The 20,191-nt window shown below is 37.2% G+C and carries 18 protein-coding genes and 3 pseudogenes; 20 read left to right on the forward strand and 1 reads right to left on the reverse strand.

The annotated features are described in order from the left end of the window. The first annotated feature begins 11 nt into the window (after positions 1-11). The 16 genes and pseudogenes from yedF (at position 12) to V192_RS18945 (ending at position 15,120) form a co-directional block, all read left to right on the forward strand. Positions 12-601 (forward strand): annotated as a pseudogene (gene yedF, locus V192_RS22795) (sulfurtransferase-like selenium metabolism protein YedF). 15 nt (positions 602-616) lie between these two features. Further along, positions 617-874: a putative Se/S carrier protein gene (locus V192_RS0100960; protein WP_025868535.1), complete on the forward strand. Its 258-nt coding sequence runs from the start codon at positions 617-619 to the stop codon at positions 872-874. Further along, complete coding sequence (gene yqeC, locus V192_RS0100965; protein ID WP_025868536.1) at positions 862-1,593, forward strand: selenium cofactor biosynthesis protein YqeC; 732 nt, start codon at positions 862-864, stop codon at positions 1,591-1,593. The genes V192_RS0100960 and yqeC overlap by 13 nt, the downstream gene beginning before the upstream one ends. After that, on the forward strand, positions 1,581-2,411 hold the full coding sequence (yqeB, locus tag V192_RS0100970) for a selenium-dependent molybdenum cofactor biosynthesis protein YqeB (RefSeq protein WP_025868537.1): 831 nt from the start codon (positions 1,581-1,583) through the stop codon (positions 2,409-2,411). Before yqeC ends, yqeB begins: the two co-directional genes overlap by 13 nt. A gap of 326 nt (positions 2,412-2,737) precedes the next feature. Next, positions 2,738-3,181: a flavodoxin gene (locus tag V192_RS0100975; protein ID WP_025868538.1), complete on the forward strand. Its 444-nt coding sequence runs from the start codon at positions 2,738-2,740 to the stop codon at positions 3,179-3,181. Between the two features lie 65 nt (positions 3,182-3,246). Then, a complete protein-coding gene (locus tag V192_RS0100980; RefSeq protein WP_025868539.1) occupies positions 3,247-4,086 on the forward strand; it encodes a sulfide/dihydroorotate dehydrogenase-like FAD/NAD-binding protein in 840 nt (279 codons plus the stop codon). After that, positions 4,079-5,506, forward strand: coding sequence for an NADPH-dependent glutamate synthase (gene gltA, locus V192_RS0100985; protein ID WP_025868540.1), 1,428 nt, complete (start codon positions 4,079-4,081; stop codon positions 5,504-5,506). The genes V192_RS0100980 and gltA overlap by 8 nt, the downstream gene beginning before the upstream one ends. A 22-nt stretch (positions 5,507-5,528) precedes the next feature. After that, a complete protein-coding gene (gene nifJ, locus V192_RS0100990; protein WP_025868541.1) occupies positions 5,529-9,068 on the forward strand; it encodes a pyruvate:ferredoxin (flavodoxin) oxidoreductase in 3,540 nt (1,179 codons plus the stop codon). 218 nt (positions 9,069-9,286) lie between these two features. Beyond that, positions 9,287-9,526, forward strand: coding sequence for a phosphorylase family protein (locus V192_RS21710; RefSeq protein ID WP_025868542.1), 240 nt, complete (start codon positions 9,287-9,289; stop codon positions 9,524-9,526). After that, positions 9,493-9,690 (forward strand): phosphorylase family protein, encoded by a 198-nt coding sequence (locus tag V192_RS21715; RefSeq protein WP_204367673.1) that lies wholly within the window; start codon positions 9,493-9,495, stop codon positions 9,688-9,690. The genes V192_RS21710 and V192_RS21715 overlap by 34 nt, the downstream gene beginning before the upstream one ends. Positions 9,691-9,835: 145 nt before the next feature. After that, positions 9,836-10,009, forward strand: a complete 174-nt coding sequence (locus tag V192_RS21720) for a hypothetical protein (protein WP_204367674.1) — start codon at positions 9,836-9,838, stop codon at positions 10,007-10,009. Positions 10,010-10,076: 67 nt separating this feature from the next. Further along, a complete protein-coding gene (locus V192_RS0101000) occupies positions 10,077-10,811 on the forward strand; it encodes a GntR family transcriptional regulator (protein WP_025868544.1) in 735 nt (244 codons plus the stop codon). A gap of 81 nt (positions 10,812-10,892) precedes the next feature. Continuing rightward, positions 10,893-11,458: pseudogene (locus V192_RS21730) on the forward strand (class II aldolase/adducin family protein). 5 nt (positions 11,459-11,463) lie between these two features. Next, positions 11,464-12,513, forward strand: coding sequence for an S-methyl-5-thioribose-1-phosphate isomerase (gene mtnA, locus V192_RS0101010; protein ID WP_029948069.1), 1,050 nt, complete (start codon positions 11,464-11,466; stop codon positions 12,511-12,513). Positions 12,514-12,534: 21 nt separating this feature from the next. Further along, positions 12,535-13,728 (forward strand): NupC/NupG family nucleoside CNT transporter, encoded by a 1,194-nt coding sequence (locus V192_RS0101015; protein ID WP_204367677.1) that lies wholly within the window; start codon positions 12,535-12,537, stop codon positions 13,726-13,728. 118 nt (positions 13,729-13,846) lie between these two features. Then, positions 13,847-15,120: pseudogene (locus tag V192_RS18945) on the forward strand (NCS2 family permease). Positions 15,121-15,223: 103 nt separating this feature from the next. Here V192_RS18945 and V192_RS0101025 read toward each other — a convergent pair. After that, complete coding sequence (locus V192_RS0101025) at positions 15,224-16,624, reverse strand: TrkH family potassium uptake protein (RefSeq protein ID WP_025868547.1); 1,401 nt, start codon at positions 16,622-16,624, stop codon at positions 15,224-15,226. Positions 16,625-16,943: 319 nt separating this feature from the next. Between V192_RS0101025 and V192_RS0101030 the strand changes: the two genes are divergently transcribed. The 4 genes from V192_RS0101030 (at position 16,944) to V192_RS0101050 (ending at position 20,024) form a co-directional block, all read left to right on the forward strand. Further along, on the forward strand, positions 16,944-18,461 hold the full coding sequence (locus V192_RS0101030) for a flavocytochrome c (RefSeq protein WP_025868548.1): 1,518 nt from the start codon (positions 16,944-16,946) through the stop codon (positions 18,459-18,461). A 238-nt stretch (positions 18,462-18,699) separates the two neighbouring features. Next, complete coding sequence (locus tag V192_RS0101035; RefSeq protein ID WP_025868549.1) at positions 18,700-19,227, forward strand: hypothetical protein; 528 nt, start codon at positions 18,700-18,702, stop codon at positions 19,225-19,227. A 9-nt stretch (positions 19,228-19,236) separates the two neighbouring features. Continuing rightward, complete coding sequence (locus V192_RS21490) at positions 19,237-19,380, forward strand: hypothetical protein (RefSeq protein WP_158001089.1); 144 nt, start codon at positions 19,237-19,239, stop codon at positions 19,378-19,380. Between the two features lie 374 nt (positions 19,381-19,754). Continuing rightward, positions 19,755-20,024: a hypothetical protein gene (locus V192_RS0101050; RefSeq protein ID WP_128080787.1), complete on the forward strand. Its 270-nt coding sequence runs from the start codon at positions 19,755-19,757 to the stop codon at positions 20,022-20,024. Positions 20,025-20,191: the final 167 nt, after the last annotated feature.

Consider the following 20,191-nt stretch of genomic DNA (forward strand, 5'->3'; position numbering starts at 1 on the left):
AAGGAGCCAGGATGAAAAAGATCAGTGCGCTAGGAAAACCTTGTCCGATTCCTGTAATCGAAGCAAAAAAGGCCATTCGAGAATTAACAGAGGTGGGCGGAACTGTAGAAATAATCGTTGATAATGAAGTATCAGTGAACAATGTTCAAAAAATGGCTGTAGGCTTAGGTTTGAAAACAAACATGCATCAATTAAGAAGTGATCAATTTGCAGTAATGATTGATGTACCTAAAGAGTGGGAGAAAACGGACATCAATGCTGGAAACAATCAACTAGTCATTGCTTTTGGCCAAAAACGATGGGAGCTGGTGATCCTGAATTAGGGGAGATACTATTGAAAAGTTATATTTATTCTTTGACCGAACTGGATACGCCACCTGAACACCTATTATTTTTCAATAGTGGGGCCTTTTTGACGAATCAAGTATCTACTGTATTAAAAGATCTACAAGTCTTAGTGGAAAAAGGAACTCAGATCAGCACTTGCGGGGCATGTTTGGATTTTTACCAAATCAAAGAAACCTTGGCAATCGGTGAAATAACGAATATGTATGGCATCACAGAAGTAATGGCGCAAGCTAAAAAGGTGATCAATTTTTAAAGATGAGGTGATCAAATGGAGTATCTTTTGACCTTTCAAAATACGCATTATGCTATCCATAGTGAAAAAATCTTGATCCAAAAAAAGATTCCTGTATCAGTGATGGCACTACCAGGTAGTTTAGGCGATTTTTGTGGAATTTGTTTGAGAGTAGCAAAATCAGATTTGGTTGATGGGCGAAAATACTTAAGCGAAGCGAGTATACCAATTGAAGGTATTTTTAAAATAGAAAGAGCCCATAATGAAAGGACGTATATACAATGGAAACCTTGAGCCATTGTTTTGATTTACAAGGGCAACAAGTCATCTCACTGATTGGCAGTGGTGGGAAAACAAGCGTGATGTGGTATTTAGCTAATTGTTATCGTAATGAGAAGATTTTAGTCAGTACAACAACTAAAATTGGCCGCGCTAATGAGTCCCTCTATGATTTTTTCTATGGTGATCAATTTTCTGATTTAGGTAAAGATGGTGTGGGGATTACTTTGGCGGGAACTGTCATGGCTAATGGCTATAAGTTGAGCTCACTGCCACTTACTGTATTCCAAACAGCTCTGCAGCAGTTTGATAAAGTATTTTTAGAAGCAGATGGATCTAAGCAGTTACCATTAAAAGGCTGGGAAACGTTTGAACCAGTTATTCTACCAGAAACAACCGTTACAATTGGATTGGTTCCGATATCTGTTTTGGGACGAAAGATTGATCGAAGTACGATTCATCGTCTTGAGCTTTTTTTACGGGCAACAGGTGCAGACGAAGGAGCCCTTATTACAGAGGAAATCCTAGCTGAAATTATTGCAAGTCCAACTGGCTTATGGTCCAAAAGTCATGGTCAAAGAATCTTATGCATCAATCAAGTTGAAACACCAAACCAATTGATACAGGCAAAAAAAATCTTGTCGTTACTTCCAACGATGCTATTAAAGCGCCTAAGTAAAGTTATTGCTTGTAATGTTCAGTCAAAGGAAGGGGTGATCTTATGGGAAAAGTAAAACAATCAATTTCTAATACAATCATCGCCGTACGTGGAGGTGGTGATTTAGCAACTGGCGTTATTCAAAAATTAGTTCATGCAGGGTTTAAAGTAGTTATTTTAGAGACGGCTAAACCCTTGGCAATCCGTCGTACGGTCGCGCTATGTACAGCTGTTTTTCAAAAAACACAGCAGGTTGAAGATATTAAAGCTGTACTAGTTTCCTCTGTATCTGGGTGTAGTGAGTGTTGGCGGAATAATCAAATTCCGCTATTAATCGATGCCAAAGCCAACTCTTTAGCTGAGATAAAGCCAATCGTTCTTGTTGATGCGATTTTAGCCAAAAGAAATTTAGGTACAAATAAAGAAATGGCGCCTATTACGATTGCATTAGGACCGGGATTTTCAGCTCCAGAAGATGTGGATGTTGTCGTTGAAACAATGAGAGGGCACCGTTTAGGACGGCTATATTTTGAAGGAGAAGCATTGCCTAATACTGGAATACCAGGAGAAATCGGCGGGAAAAGTTCTGAACGTGTGATCCACTCTCCTGCAACTGGTAAAGTGAAGCACGTAAAAAAAATCGGTGATGCTGTCAAAAAAGGCGAGACACTTTTTTATGTTGGTCAAACAGCAGTCCAGTCACCGTTGCAAGGAATTTTGAGAGGCTTGCTCTCCGATAATGTTGAATGTCAAAAGGGCTTGAAGTGCGCAGACGTGGATCCTCGTCCAAAGGAGCAAGTTGATTGTTTTACGATCTCAGATAAAGCTCGAGCTTTAGGCGGCTCTGTTTTAGAAGCCGTTCTTTGGCTAGGACGTGAAAAAAATCTGTTCTAAACGGAAAAAATAAGTTTGTTTACTACAGTTATTATTAAATAAGAACTTGATGCTAAAAATTATTTTTTTTACCTAAAAATTATTGTTTTAGACAAGGTATCTATGTTATAGTGTAAGGGAAGATTTGATTGTTTTCTGTCTCTAAAAAAGAAAGCGTTTTTATTCTGGTTGGTGATATGTGAAAAAGGTAATTTGAATAAGTATGTTAGAGCATATTATAGCTACATAGCATTTTGGATATTAAGTATAAAGTGGATGAAAAGAGTCAGTGTTCATCTTTTTATACTTTGAAATATTTTATAAAACAGATGAGAGGATGAGTAAATATGGCACTAGTTAAAATCGTTTATGCAAGTATGACAGGGAACACTGAGGAGATTTCTGAAATTCTAGAAAGTACTGTTCAAGAAGCAGGATTTGATGTTGAAAGAGAAGAATGTTCAGAAGTAGATGTTGACTTTTTTGATGACGCGGATGCATGTATTATTGCTACTTATACTTACGGTGATGGAGAATTGCCATTTGAGTTTGAAGATTTTTATGATGAATTAGAAGAAAAAGAATTAGCTGGAAAAAAGTTTGGCGTGGTCGGTTCGGGTGATCGAGAATACGGAGATCTATTCTGTAAGTCAGCGCATGATTTTGTTGCTGCTTTAGAAAAAGCTGGTGCAAAAAAAGTCGCTGAAACAGTTGAAATCGAAAATAATGCCGAAGAGGAAGACATTGAAGCACTGAAAAAATTTGTAAAAGAGTTAACAGCTGACCTGTAATTATACGCATAATTCATATGAAAGAAGGAAAGAATGAATGAATCTATTCATTAACGGTAATCCATATGTATAAGATAACCAAAAGTGAACAACTTTCTGAAAATGAATATGATTTTTGGATCGAAGCCTCGCGGATCGCAGCAAAAGCACAACCAGGTCAGTTTGTCATATTGCGGATCGATGATAAAGGTGAGCGAATCCCATTAACGATTGCAGAGACAGACTCTTCCAGTGGGATGATTCGATTGATTTTTCAAGTCATCGGAAAAACAACTGGAGAACTTTCTAAGCTTAATGCTGGGGATTCTATTTTGGATTTGACAGGCCCTTTAGGCATGCCAACCGAGATAAAAAATTATGGGACAGTCCTGATCGTTGGCGGAGGCGTTGGCATAGCAGCGATTTACCCAATCGTCAAAGGATTAAAACAAGCCGGCAATCGAGTGATTACCATTCTCGGAGCAAAAACAGCTGAGTTAGTGATTTTAGAAGACGAATGCCGTAATTACTCCGATGAATTAATAATCACAACAGATGATGGAACTTTAGGGAGAAAAGGACTTGTGACAGATGCAATGGAGCAGGTGATTGCTAGGGAAACGATCAATTGTAGTTGGGCAATCGGACCAAGTATGATGATGAAATTTTGCACACTGACTGCGTCAAAACATGAGGTTCCAATCTATGTTTCACTAAATCCGATCATGATCGACGGCACGGGTATGTGCGGCGGCTGTCGAGTAACCATTGATGGCAATATTAAATTTGCTTGCGTGGATGGCCCAGAGTTTAAAGGAACAGAAGTTAATTGGGATGAGTTTATCAGTCGGATGAAACAATATACAGACGAAGAAAAACAATGCTTGACTGATGATCAAAAAGAGCAGGTGATCTCTCATGGCTAGAAGAAGCAGAACTAAAACACCGATTGCTGAACAAGATCCAGCCATTCGGAAATCTAATTTTGATGAAGTGTGCTTAGGTTATTCGATAGAAGAAGGGCGAGCAGAGGCAATTCGTTGCTTACAATGTAAAGATGCCCCTTGTATTGCTAGTTGTCCAGTCATGATCGATATTCCAGGATTTATATTGGCAATTAAAGAAGGCGATATGCAAGAAGCTGCTAATATTCTAGGTAAATATACTAATCTTCCTGCGATTTGCGGCAGAGTTTGCCCTCAGGAAAAACAGTGTGAGCAAGTTTGTAAATTAGGAATGGCTAAAAATTTTGAGCCTGTTGCAATCGGTAAGCTAGAGCGATTAGTTGCTGACTGGGCGTTAGAAAATCAAGATTTTTCTATCCTCTCCCAAAGTACACAGCCCAAAATTGGAAAAATAGCTGTAATCGGTTCTGGTCCATCGGGCTTAACTGTTGCAGGAGATTTAGCTAAATTAAACTATGAAGTCATCGTTTACGAAGCATTACATGATGCAGGTGGTGTCTTGACGTATGGTATTCCAGAATTTAGATTGCCAAAACGAATCGTAAAAAAAGAAATTGAGAGCATTGAAGCATTAGGCGTGACGATTGAAACTAACGTAGTGATCGGAAAGACGATTACGATGGATGAGATCATGAATGACTTTGATGCCTGTTATATTTCTGTTGGGGCAGGAGCACCTAATTTTATGGGGATTCCCGGAACAGCATTGAACGGCGTTTACTCTTCTAGTGAGTACTTAACACGGATCAACTTGATGCATAGTTATGAGTTTCCTAAATATGATACACCAATCAAACGATCGGAAAATGTCGTTGTTATCGGTGGTGGCAATGTGGCAATGGATGCTGCACGTTCGGCTAAGCGTTTAGGTGCTGAACATGTCAGTATTGTCTATCGTAGATCATTAGAAGAATTACCAGCACGTATCGAAGAATACCATCACTCCGTTGAAGAAGAAATCGACTATCATTGGCTGACAAATCCAATTGAATATATGAATGATGGAAACGGTAATTTGAATGGAGTAAAATGCATCAAAATGGCACTTGGCGAGCCGGATCAATCTGGAAGACGTCGCCCTGTTCCAATCAAAAATAGTGAATTTATTATCGAAGCTGACACAGTGATCGAAGCAATCGGTCAAGGGTCCAATAAAGTGTTGTTATCCACTTTCCCAGAACTTAAGTTGACAAAATGGGGGTATATTGAGGCGGATCCAAAAACGGGAGAAACATCGATTCCCGGCGTCTTTGCCGGCGGAGATATCGTAACAGGTGCAGCAACAGTTATTTTGGCCATGGGTGCTGGAAAAGTTGCTGCAGTACAAATGGATAAATATATACAAGAGAAAAAGAAAACGCCCCTTACAACAAAAGTCTGAGGAAAGATAAAAGGTGAGAAAAATGAAAAACACGAAGACAATGGATGGAAATACAGCGGCGGCCTATATTTCCTATGCGTTTACAGAAGTAGCTGCAATTTATCCAATCACACCAAGTTCTACAATGGCGGAGTTAGTGGATGAATGGGCAGAAACGGGTTTAAAAAACATCTATGGACAAAAGGTCCAAGTCATTGAAATGCAGTCAGAAGCAGGAGCAGCTGGTGTGGTTCACGGCTCTTTAAAAACAGGCGCTTTAACTACCACTTATACGGCTTCACAAGGGTTGCTATTGATGATTCCCAATATGTACAAAATAGCAGGTGAGTTACTGCCAGCTGTTTTTCATGTGGCAGCTAGAGCGATCACAACGGGTGCTTTGAGCATTTTTGGAGATCATGGAGATGTCATGGCGACACGTCAAACAGGTTTTTGTATGTTAGCAGAATCCAGCGTTCAAGAAGTAATGGATCTTTCAGCAGTAGCCCATTTAGCTAGTATCGAAGGTAGTTTGCCATTCGTCAACTTTTTTGATGGATTTAGAACAAGTCATGAACTACAAAAAATAGAAGTACTTGATTATGATGATTTAAAAAACATGCTTGATCAAGATGCGGTGGAACGATTTAGAAATAGAGGAATGAATCCTAATCACCCAACTGTCTCAGGGACAGCTCAGAATCCAGACATTCATTTCCAGCAAAGAGAAACAGTCAATGCCAATTACGAAGCAATGCCAAGAATTGTTCAAAAATATATGAATCAAATCAATGAATTACGCGGAACCAATTATGATTTAACAGATTACTATGGAGCAGACGATGCGACAGAGGTCATTATTTCTATGGGATCAGCTTCCCCAGTCATTCAACAAACAGTAGATTATTTAAATGAACAAGGACGCAGGGTAGGGCTGATCAATATCCATTTGTACCGTCCATTTCCAACAGAAAATCTATTAGAAAAATTACCAAAAACAGTAGAAAAAGTGGCTGTCTTAGATCGGACCAAAGAAGCCGGAGCCGATGGTGAACCGTTGCTTTTGGATGTCCAAAGCGCATTATATCAACATGAGAATCGTCCGATTGTGATAGGCGGGCGATACGGATTAGGTTCAAAAGACGTCACGCCTAATCAGATCAAAGCAGTCTATGATCATTTATTATTACCATTTGCTGAATTGAAACAACGCTTTACAATCGGAATCGTAGATGATGTGACCTATCGTTCATTACCACAAGGAGAATTGTTGGATTTAACTCCTAGCTCAACTTTCCAAGCAAAATTCTGGGGCTTTGGGTCGGATGGAACAGTAGGTGCTAATAAACAAGCCATCAAAATCATCGGAAACAATACCGATTTATATGCACAGGCATATTTTAGTTACGATTCAAAAAAATCAGGAGGACTGACCCTTTCTCATTTACGCTTTGGGAAAGAGCCGATCACATCAACATATTTAGTAGAACAAGCTGATTTTATAGCCTGTCATAATGCATCGTATATCCATAATTATGATTTACTAAAAGGGCTGAAAAATGGCGGAACATTTTTATTGAACACTATTTGGGACAAAGAAAAAGTCTATCGTTTACTTCCAGCCAAACTAAAAAAATATATTGCGGAACATGATATCCAATTTTATATCATCAATGCTGTAGAATTGGCTCGAGAAGTAGGCTTGGGTCGAAGGATCAATACAGTAATGTCTACTGCATTTTTTGAGGTAACGGATATTATGACACGCGACGAGTACATGCCACTACTAAAAGCAGAAGTCAAAAAAACATACGGGAAAAAATCGATGGAAATCGTAGAAAAGAACTATCAAGCAATCGATAGAACCTTTGATTCTCTTCAAAAGATCGAGGTTCCATCTGAATGGGCAACAATCGTCATTGAACCTGAGAAAAAAGATGAAACATTGCCGAAATATGTGACGAATATTCTACAGCCGATTAATCGACAAGAAGGAAATGAGTTGACGGTTGGCGATTTAATTGATAATGGCATGAAAACTGGTGAAATGCCGATGGGTACCGCAGCTTATGAAAAACGTGGGATCGCCTTAGAAGTTCCAGAGTGGCAAATGGATAAATGTACAATGTGTAATGAATGTGCGTTCGTTTGTCCTCATGCAGCAATTCGTCCATTTTTAGCAGATGAAGCAGAAATGAAAGAAGCACCAGAAGGATTCGTTGCTAGAGAAATGCGTGGTGCAGATGGTTTGATGTATCGTATTCAAGTATCGTTGGAAGATTGTACAGGCTGCGGTCTGTGTGTTCAGGCTTGTCCAGTGAAGGAAAAAGCAATTTTGATGAAACCTTATGAAGAACAAAAAGAGCAAGCAATCAACTGGGCATTTGCAATGACTTTACAACAAAAAGAGAATCCAGTCAGAAAATTATCTGTTAAAGGCTCACAATTCAATCAACCTTTGATGGAGTTTTCAGGCGCTTGTGAAGGGTGTGGTGAAACGCCTTATATCAAGTTACTCACACAATTATTTGGTGATCGTATGATGATGGCAAATGCGACTGGTTGCTCATCTATTTGGGGCGGCTCGTCTCCTGTTACACCGTATACAACAAATGAATGTGGACAAGGACCAGCTTGGAGTAATTCATTGTTTGAAGATAACGCTGAATATGGTTATGGAATGTATGTGGCAAATAGAACAAAACGTCAATATTTAGCGGATCAAGTAAAAGAGGCAGTCGAAAATAATTTAGGATCTGAGGAACTGCAAGCACTAATGCAAGATTGGCTGGATCATTATTTAGAAGGTGATGGTACCCAACAACGGGCAACTAAACTTGCCGCTGTTTTGAGCGGAGAATATCAAACAGATCCACGATTAGAAAAAATCTACAAGCAAAGTGACCTACTTGTAAAAACAAGTCAATGGATCGTTGGTGGTGACGGTTGGGCCTATGATATTGGTTTTAGTGGAATCGATCATGTACTGGCAAGTGGAGCAGACGTGAATATTTTTGTCATGGATAATGAGGTTTACGCAAATACAGGTGGGCAAACATCCAAAGCCACACCTGCAGCGGCTATCGCTAAATTCTCGGCAGGTGGAAAACAAACATCTAAAAAAGATTTAGGCATGATGGCGATGACATATGGGAACGTCTATGTCGCCCAAATTGCTTTAGGCGCTAATTCAATGCAAACCATTAAAGCCATCGATGAAGCGGAACGTTATCCTGGACCATCTTTGATTATTGGCTATACGCCTTGTATTAATCATGGGGTCAAAGGGGGAATGATCGAAACCTTGTCTTTAGCGAAAGAAGCAGTTGAATCGGGTTATTGGCAGTTGTATCGCTATAATCCACAACTGATTGAAAAAGGCAAAGATCCAATGGTTATCGATTACAAAAAAGCAGATTTTTCTAAGATGCGTGATTTCCTTGAAAAACAAACACGATTCTCTGCACTCCATACGATTAAAGACAACCAAGAAGTGGTCGAACATCTTTTAACAAAGACTAAAGACGATGCAGAAGACCGATCAGATAATTATGTCAAGTTAGTGAGTCAGATCAAAAAATAAATATTTAGCTAAAGAACTACGATGAAATTACGCTACTATTTCATCGTAGTTTTTTTGTAGAACAAATGAAAAAATTTATTTAAACCAAACCTATAGAAAATAAAAAAATTTTTTCTGCAAAAAAATAGTTAACCTAATTTTCTGGTTGACAACGCTATCATTTTTGATATTATAATATGTAAAGAGGTCTGACCTCTTAAAGGGAAGGAGATTAAATCATGGGAGAAAAAGTATTTTTGCCAAATATCAAAGTTTATGCTGGAGATATTTCCAGTAAAGTCATTGTTTGTGGCGATCCAGGGCGCGCTAAACAAATTGCAGAGTTATTAGATGAACCACAAGAAATTTCGTTTGCAAGAGAGTATCGTATTTTTAATGGGGTTTATCAAGGAACAAAAGTTACGATTGCAAGTCATGGCGTTGGTTGCCAGGTGCAGCGGTTTGCTTTGAAGAGCTGATCAAAGCTGGAGCGAAGGAAATCATTCGTGTAGGAACAGCAGGTTCATATGTTGAGGAATTACCACCAGGAAGTCTAATTGTGGCTGATTCAGCTGTTCGTGAAGATGGCTTGACCTACCAATGGTACCCAAAGGAATGCCAGCTGTTGGAGATCTTTCATTAGTACAGAAAGTAGAGAAAAGGACTGCAACAAAAGATATTCGCTATAAACGTGGAACCATTGTCACGTTGGATGTTTTTTATTCTGGCGCTGTAACATTTCCTCATATGGAATATAAAGCAGCAGGAGCTTGGGGGCGGAGATGGAGTTGGCTTCACTGTACATCATTGCCAGAATGCGAGGCATAGCTGCAGCAGGTATCTTTGCTTTGGACGGATATGCGTTTGCCGACATGAATGAGTACGATCCCCATACTGAAGTTGTTGGACAAGCTGTTAAGGCAGAAATTGAAATTGCTTTAGAAGTATTGTGTGGGGAATAATTAAATTCAAATCATTATTTTTTCTGAATATGCTATAATTTTATAGACAATCATTCAGGAGGACGTAATGACAAATTTTAAAATAGAAAAACAAACATTAGCGCAAGCGACTTATCAAAAATTAAAAACACTAATAGAAACCAAAGAATTATCGGAGGGAGAAAAACTTTCCTCAGAGCTAAAACTGTCTAAACTGTTGGAGGTAAGCAGACCTATTTTAAGAGAAGCTTTATTACGATTAGAAACGGAAGGATACATTGTAAGAAAACATGGTGTAGGAACTTTCGTATTAGACAGCAAGCCAAATTTACGTTCAGGATTAGAAAAACTAGATAGTATTACTGAATTTGTGACAGAACGTGATTATCAAATCGGTACGAACATAACAGAAACATTGAAAGCTATCCAAAACAAAAAAATTTCTTCTGCTTTATTATTAGAGCCAGATCAACGATTGTTTTATTTTCAGCGTGTGCGCACAGCAGATGGTGTGGCATTTTCAATTGACGATGTCTATATTCCAGAGAAATATATCGATGAGCAATTACTGGAAGTCCAATCAAAAGAATCTATGTTAGAGTATTTTGATCATGTTCTGCAACATAAAATTAAAAAATCTGATTGTTTGATTTATGCAGAAAATGCTGATAGTAAAACAGCAAAACAGTTGAAATTAAAGGAAAATCAAGCAGTTCAAATGATGGAGCAAACATTTTTCAATACACTGAATCAACCGATTTTTTATTGTAAGACGACCGTTTCGAATTCTATTTTACAGTTTAATTTTGTGCGTAACCGATAATTTTAGAAAGGATTATCAATGAAACTACCACTAAAAAAAAATGTTTTAGAAACAGCTCTAGCAGCATATAAGAATGGATTAATGGCTGGTACTAGCGGAAATTTCAGCGCTATTGATCGAGAATCTGGAGTGATGGTGATCACACCGAGTAGCGTCCCTTATACCGAGTTACATGAAGACGAAATGAGCGTCATTGACTTGAACGGGTTGCTGATTTCAGGAATGAAACCGTCTTCAGAATGGCAGATGCATTTAGAAATCTATCGAACGTCAAAAAAACAGGAGCAATCGCTCACACACATTCTCCCTTTGCAACATCGTTTGCAGTATTAAATGAGTCTATTCCAACCGTTTTGATTGAAATGGCATTATTAGGAGGAGAAATACCAGTTGCTCCTTTTGCTATGCCTGGTTCCATTGAATTAGGTGTATCGGTAGCAGAAACATTGAACAAATATACAGTAAATGCTTGTTTATTAGAAAGTCATGGCGCATTGGCAATCGGCGAGACAATGACTCAAGCGTATACAAATGCTGTTTATTTAGAAGATGTTGCGAAAATTTATCATTATGCACGAGCTGTAGGGCAGCCAAAAATCGTGAAAGAAACAGCCATTCAGCAAATGTTGGCTAATATAAAGGGGTAAAGAGCATGTTGCAAGTAGAATCAGTCCGTTATGTAAAAGAAGAAAACCAAATTATCCTATTGGATCAAACCTTATTACCAACCCAAGAAGAGTATATCACCATTTCAACGGTGGAAGCACTTTGGGAAGCCATCGTTAAGTTACAAGTTCGTGGTGCGCCTGCAATTGGAATAGCAGCAGCTTATGGTGCAGCTATGAGTGCACAGACGTTTGATGTCACAACTTATGATGACTTCAAAGAAGAATATCAAGCAATATCGACTTATCTAGCCAGCTCAAGACCAACAGCTGTTAATTTATTCTGGGCGTTGAATCGAATGGAACAGGTTGTCAAAGAAAATTCACAAAGAAATATAAATGAATTAAAAGAACTGTTGATTCAAGAAGCCAATTTAATTAAAATCGAAGATGCCCAAATGTGTAAGCAAATTGGGGAGCATGCTTTGACCTTGTTAGAAGATGGACAGACAGTTTTGACCCATTGTAACGCCGGAGCCATTGCAACGGCACAATATGGAACCGCTTTAGCACCAATCTATTTAGCGAAAGAACGTGGGATGACACTACGCGTGTATGCAGATGAAACACGTCCATTGCTTCAAGGCGCGCGTTTAACTACCTGGGAATTGATGAAAGCTGGCATCGATGTGACCTTGATTACCGATAATATGGCGGCTATGGTCATGCAACAAGGGAAAATAGACGCAGTTATTGTTGGATGTGATCGAATTGCTGCAAATGGTGATGCTGCCAATAAGATTGGAACTTACGGAGTTGCTGTGTTAGCTGAAAAACATGGGATTCCATTTTATGTTGCTGGTCCAACATCAACAATTGATATGGAGACCAAAACAGGTTTAGACATTCCAATCGAAGAACGTGGAGCGGCTGAGATCACAAACGGTTTTGGCAAACAAACAGCGCCTGATAATGTAAAAGTGTACAATCCGGCATTCGATGTGACGCCTCACGAACTGATTACAGCGATCGTTACTGAAAAAGGGGTCATTGAACGACCTGACGAAGTTAAGATGCAGGCAATGTTTGGTGAATAAAAGGAGTTATAAATGATGACGATATATTTATTGATTAATATACTTGGTGTGTTATTATTTGTGGGAATCGCTTGTTTGTTTTCGAAAGATCGTAAAAATATTCATTGGCGCTCGATTGTTGTTTTGGTGTTACTAAATATTTTTCTGGCATGGTTTCTAACATCATTTTCAGCTGGACGTTTTGCGATTGAAAAAATAGCTGACGGTTTTAACTGGCTGATTGAAACATCATTTTCAGGTATTGGTTTTGCCTTTTCTAGTATGGTAAATGTTAAAAATATGGATGTTGTTGTGAGTGCGTTGATGCCGATTTTACTGGTAGTGCCTCTCTTTGATATTTTAACGTATGTTGGTGTATTGCCTTTTATCATTAAATGGTTGGGAAAAGGACTATCTAAATTGACAGGGCAACCAAAATTTGAATCTTTCTTTGCTGTTGAAATGATGTTTCTAGGGAATACAGAAGCATTAGCCGTATCTAGTGGACAATTAAAAAGATTACGAAGTGCGCGGATTTTGACGATTTCAATGATGTCGATGAGTTGTGTTTCTGCAGCGATGATCGGTGTGTATCTTCAAATGTTGCCTGCACAATTTGTCTTGACAGCCATTCCACTAAATATTATCAATGCGATGATCGTAACAAGCGTATTGAATCCTGTGACGATTACTGAAGAAGAAGATACGATTTATAAAATTGAAAAAACAGATCGTGAACCATTTTTCTCTTTCCTAGGAAACTCTATTATAGAAGCAGGAAAGTTGATCTTGATTATTACAGCGATGATCATTTCTTTTGTGGCACTTGCGGCCTTGATCGATAAAATTTTAGCGCTTTTTCCTGGCGGTTTGTCTTTAAGTAAAATATTAGGCGTGTTTATGACACCGTTTGCTTTTGTCTTAGGTTTACCTTTAAATGAAGCATTTGAAGCCGCTCAATATATGGGAACCAAGTTAGTGACAAATGAATTTGTGGCGATGGGTGAATTGAACCCCCAACTTTCTTCATTAAGTCAACATATGGCTGCAGTGTTAAGCACATTTTTAGTTTCTTTTGCAAATTTTTCTACAATAGGTATGATTTTAGGGTGTTTAAATGGTATTTTGAAGAAAGAGATTTCAGATGAAGTCTCAAAAAATGTTCCTTATATGTTATTATCAGGAGTGTTAGTGTCATTATTAAGTGCAGGCATGGTAGGTCTGTTTATTTGGTAAAAATTTGTTTGGTAAGGAAAATAATGTTGAAAGATCAAAATCTTACTTGCACGTGAATCTTAAAAAGTTATCTGGTTTCATGGATTAGTACCTACACTTTTATACGAGGAGAGTTTATATGTTTCGATGGAAAAAACTTAGTAAAGCAGATCTAAAACGTGAAATTTTAGCTGGAACAACTTCATTTTTCGCTATTTCTTATATCATAATGGTGAATACAATGATTTTAGCTGAAGCCGGGATGCCAAAAGAGCTTACAATCTTTGGCACGATCTTTATCTCGATCATTGGATCGATTTTGATGGGGATTGTTGCCGATGCGCCAATCGTTTTGACGACGGGAATGGGTGTGAATTCGTTTTTTACTTATACCTTGGTTCTTTCTTTGGGATTAACCTGGCAACAAGCACTGGCTGTTAGTTTTTGTGCAGGTATTATTTATTTACTGGTTGCGTTTACGAAGTTAAGCAAATTATTTGCAGAAGTTGTTCCTGAAACATTAAAAACTGGTATTACTGTTGGAATCGGTTTTTTTCTCGTACTGATTGGTTTAGAAAAAGGACATCTCATCATACGAGGAGAACATACTTTTACTCAATTAGCGCCATTAAGTGATAGTTTGACCTTATTGACCTTATTTTCATTGATTTTAACTGTGTGTCTTTTTTTAAAAGGCGTGCAAGGGAGTTTTTTCATCGGAATTGTTGTTGTAACGATCATTGCTAATGTGATGGGCTTGGTAAGTGCTACAGAGCATTTTTCTTTGAGTGGATTAAAAAATTATCCGCAAATTTTTTCAAAATTAGATTTCAGTACCTTTTTTTCTAAAAGCTTTTTGTTAGGAGTCTTTGCTTTATCTATGATTTTGATTTTTGAATCAATGGGCTTACTAAAAGGCTTGATGCCGGAAGCAGATGAAAAAAATATTTACGGGCGTATCGTGTAACTGGTTTTATCACATTACTATCTGGTATTTTTGGTACAAGCCCAACTGTGGCTGCAGCTGAAAGTGCGACAGGAATTGAAGAAGGCGGGAAAACTGGGCTTACTTCAATTACAAGCGGTATCTGTTTTTTCTTAGCTTTGTTAGCACTGCCGTTTCTTTCTTACATTCCTGATGCGGCTTTAGCACCAGCGATCATTATAACGGGATTCTTAATGATCCAACAAATAAAAACAGTGCATTTTGACGATTTCAGTGACTATTTTCCTGCAATGCTAATGATCGTTTTGATTCCATTTACTATGAATATTTCAGATGGAATGGCGTTTGGTTTTGTAGCGTACCCATTAACGAAGTGGGTTGCTAGAAAAAAATCTGAGCTATCATTACCAATGTGGCTGATTTCAGGATTGTTTTTAATGTATTTGATTGTTAATGTATTGATTTAAAGCAAAAGAGCCCTGGACAAAACTAAAAATCAGTTTTGTCCAGGGCTCTAAATCCGAATAAATGGTTGGATCAGAAGCACTCCCTTTCTGACCCAACCTCTTTTTATCCGATAATAATTTTTTCAGAGGGATATTCATACCCAATATCGCGTGTTTCTTTTGGTACAAACAGCATCAAAGTATAAAGCATGCCGATTCGACCAATGAACATCAACAAAGCAATCATCAACTTACCAACTGTTGTTAAATCAGAAGTGATTCCTAATGATAAACCTGTCGTACCAAAAGCTGAGGCTACTTCAACAATAATGGCGATCAGTGGATGATCTTCTGTTGCGGTCAAAAATAAAACCGCAAAGAAACACATGATCAACGAAAGCATAAAGACTACAATCGATTTTTTTACATCGTCATCATCGATTCGGCGTCCAAACACATTGATTTTATCTTCGCTTTTTAAGAAAGAGTATAAGTACAAACCGATGATTGCAACAGTTGTTGTACGAATACCACCACCAACAGAACTAGGACTACAGCCAATAAACATCAAAAGAGAAAATACGATCAAAGTAGTGACCTGAAAATCACCTAGATCATTGATCTGAAGGCCAGCATTTCGTGTTGTCATAGAATAGAACATGGAAGTGATCCACCGCTGTACTTCACCCATGCCAACAAATAAATGATCTTTTTCCAACAAATAAATCAAAATCGTACCACCAACAAACAAAATCACAAATGCTAAGACGGCAATTTTACTAAACAAAGAAAAGCGGAAAGGCAGACCTCGTTTTTTCTTTTTAAAGAATAGCCATTCACGAAACTCCATCAAGACTGGAAAACCAATCCCCCCAACAAAAATCAAGAACATGATCACGATCAAAAAAAGATAATCATGAGCAAATGGAATGATCGAATCGCCAGTAACGTCAAATCCAGAGTTAGTCACCGCTGAAATTGATTGATAAAAACCAAAGAAAATCGCTTTTGGCCAAGTTGTATAATAGCCTGAATAATAAAAATAAATAGAGAAAAATGTACCAAAAATCATTTGAAACCATAAAATAATCGTAAACGTAATTCGAATCAAGCGAACAATACCGCTTAATTTGGGTTGATTCATATCTGTCATGATCAATTGTCGTTGTTTTAAGGAAATTCTTCGTTTAGACAAAATAATAAAGGCTGTCGAAATCATCATGATGCCAAGCCCTCCAACTTGAAAGAGAACTTCCATCAACAGCACACCACGATCATTAAAAACAGAATTAATATCAAAGGTAGATAAACCTGTGACACTTACAGTACTGACCGCCATAAATAGCATATCAATAAAACCAACCTGAGAGCCAGGTTCCCTAAAAAAGGGTAAACAAAAAAGCAAATAAGAAACAATTGTCATAAGAATATAATAGGATACAATAATTTGAATAGATGAAAAATGAGTAGAAATAAAACGCCTTCCTCTGCGCTGAGCCAGCCATAAAAGCCGAAATCGATTCATAATGGACCTCCTGAACATCGTTAAAATAAGTATAGCAGAAATTAAATGATGGGCAAACAAAGAATGAAGGCTTAAAAGAAATAAGAAATTGATTAAAAAAAGAGAGAATAGAGTACAAATCATGTAGAAAATGTTATTTTATTGTGAGAGGGGTAACATACTAAGTCTTTTATTTTTTTAATATAAGAAAAAAGTATAATTGAAGAGATATTTTTTTATTTTACAAATGTGATTATATTCACATTTTGGTATAAAATATCAACTTCAAGCTAAATAAGTAAGGTTTGTTGAGCTAAAAATTACTAAGGTGGGGAAAAAAATGAAAAAAGTTATCATGAGTTTACTATCACTGAGTTTATTTGCAGGACTTGCTGTAGGTTGTACTAGTGATCAGGACAAAACGACAAAGAAAAGCAAAGAATCCAAAGAAAGTACAGAAGTTACTTCTGGTGCATCAGCCAATGGCTATACAGATTTAAGTGAACTAGAAGATCAATATGATATCGTGATCATCGGCGCAGGTGGTGCTGGGATGACGGCGGCTTTACAAGCTAAAGAGGCGGGAATGAACCCGGCCATTCTAGAAAAAATGCCAGTTGCAGGTGGAAATACCATCAAGTCCTCTTCAGGTATGAATGCTTCTGAAACAAAATATCAAAAAGAAGAAGGCATCACTGATAGCAATGATAAATTTTTTGAAGAAACATTAAAAGGTGGCAAAGGCACGAATGACAAAGAACTATTACGCTTTTTCGTAGATCATTCAGCGGATGCAATCGATTGGCTAGATACGAAAGGAATCGAACTTAGCAACTTAACGATCACAGGCGGAATGAGCGAAAAACGTACACATCGTCCTGCTGACGGCTCTGCAATCGGCGGCTATCTAGTAGACGGGCTAGTTCGTAATGTTAAAGAAGAAAAAATCCCGTTATTTGTCAATGCAAATGTAACTGAGATCACTGAAAAAGATGGTCAAGTCAATGGTGTCAAAGTTAAACTAAACGATAAAGAAACCAAAGAAGTCAAATCAAACGCCGTAATTGTTACAACTGGTGGTTTTGGTGCCAATAAAGAAATGTTAGAAAAATACGATCCAAAATTAAAAGATTACGTGACGACAAACCAAGAAGGTACGACGGGTGACGGGATCAAGATGATCGAAAAACTTGGCGGGGCTACAGTGGATATGAAAGAAATCCAAATTCATCCAACGGTGCAACAAGACAAATCATTCTTGATCGGTGAAGTGGTTCGTGGTGAAGGAGCTATTTTAGCCTCACAAGAAGGGACACGTTTTGTTAATGAGATGGATACCCGTGATAAAGTTTCTGCTGCAATCACAGCTTTACCAGAAAAATCAGCATATTTAGTTTTCGATCAAGGTGTTCGTGATCGTGCCAAAGCCATTGATTTTTATGATGAGCAAGGTTTTGTTGTAGAAGGCAAAACGATTGAAGAGCTTGCAAAAAAAATCGATATGCCTGAAGCAAAACTAAAAGAAACGATCGATCAATGGAACAAAGATGTCCAAGCAAAATCTGATACTCAATATAACCGTGCAACAGGGATGGATCACGACTTATCGACTGGACCTTACTACGCAATCAAAATCGCACCAGGAATCCATCATACAATGGGTGGTGTGAAAATCAATACAAAAACAGAAGTATTAAAAGAAGATGGAGCACCAATCAAAGGATTGTATGCCGCTGGTGAAGTAACTGGTGGACTTCATGGTGCAAACCGTATCGGTGGAAATGCCGTAGCAGATATCATCATCTTTGGTCGTCAATCTGGAACAGAAGCAGCGAATTTTGTTTCAGCACAAAAATAAATAAGTCTAAAGGAACGAATAGATAAAGCGTTTGTGTTTGTCTATTGGTTCCTTTTTAATTTAAAAATTTAGTTGAATTTACAATCGAAGAGGCTTATTGTACCAGTAAATAAAAATTAGTATTTAGAGGCGTATAATATAGTTATAACAGTACTATTAATTTCAATATACTTTTGATAAAATTGAACCAGAAATTGTAGCAAGTCAAAAAACAATCGATATTGGAGAAGTTGAATCTATGGAAAGTAAACATTTTGAATTAAGAATTACTTGGAAAGATGTTTGTATGGAAATATTTGGTGGTTTATTTGTATTTTTTATAACTTTAGGAGTAATACTTTGGTTCTTACTCCCTGTATTTAAAAATTTTGATATGTTCAATCGCTTTTTCTTATTTATTTTAGTGATTTTCGCTTTCTTGAGTGGTGTGCTTTATTTAGCATACTTAGCCTTAAGCTTTTCCTTTATGCTACTTATTTCAGGGATTTATGACGTAAGAATCTTGCTAAAATATCATGGTGTAATATATTTAATGAACGAAAAAGGACTAACTTATTACGACAATAAAGAATTACATACAAAAAAATGGATAGATATTATTGATGTTGGATGTTTTAAACAACAAGATGATAAGGTGGAAATTCTTTATAAATATCAGATAAAGTTTGCCGATGCAACAGAGCACGAATTTGATTTACGAGGAACATTTCCTACGAAAGATTTTAAAGATAAAGTTGAAGAATTTTGGCTATTTTACAATGCTTAACTTTATGTTTTGAATAATGCCAATTCGGTTTTTAATAATGAGGAAGCAACACAAGAACAAGTAAATAAAGCAAAAACTGATTTACAAACAGCATTTGATAATTTAGAAGAAAAATTAACTGGTGGTAGTTTATCTGCAACAGAAGTCCAATAGCTAAAAATACTATTTTACGAGAAGTAAATAATCTAAGAGCTTCTAATGGATTAAACCCAGTAATTTCGGAAGATATTTTAAATCGTGCATCAGATGTACGAGCAAAAGAAATTGAAATTTTGTTTGACCATATAAGACCTGATGGCAGTGGAGTAGAAGAAGCAGTGATGGAACAAGGTGCATTTTCTGGTATTTTCGGGGAGAATATTGCTTCAAATTTTGCTCCATACAAGGATTGAGAACAAGTAGGAATGGCGTTATTTTATTAATGGAAGAATAGTCCATCTCATTTATCATTAATGCTAACCAAGCAAATGAGATACATTGGTATTGGTATTAATTCCAGTACCAATGGTATCTACGGTGTACAGTTAATGTCAGTGATGTTATATGATAATGACACCAATGAACCTCTTTATTCAACTTCTAAAATATCTAATGATTCTGAACAAAAACAGTCAAGAGTAAATAGTCAAAAAGATTTTGGTGAAAATACTACTGAATCAACAACTGAACAAACAACACAAGAATCAGTAGCAGAGGAAAAGACAGAAGAAGAATCAACAGTTAATAAAGAAAATCTAAAAGGGGCTTATAACTTGGCATTAACATTGGAAGAATCAAATTATAGTGTACATTCATGATCAATTTTAATGATTAAATTAGCTGATGCCAAATTTGTCTATAATAATCCTGATGCTAGTAAATTGGATATTGAGAATGCTACACTAGCATTGCAACAGGCAATTAATAACTTAGTTTAATATAGTAATACTAAATAAGGGAGATAGTAAGTTTAAAAGCATACTAT

It is taken from the genome of Enterococcus crotali, from assembly GCF_000633635.1.
GTDB lineage: Bacteria > Bacillota > Bacilli > Lactobacillales > Enterococcaceae > Enterococcus_L > Enterococcus_L crotali.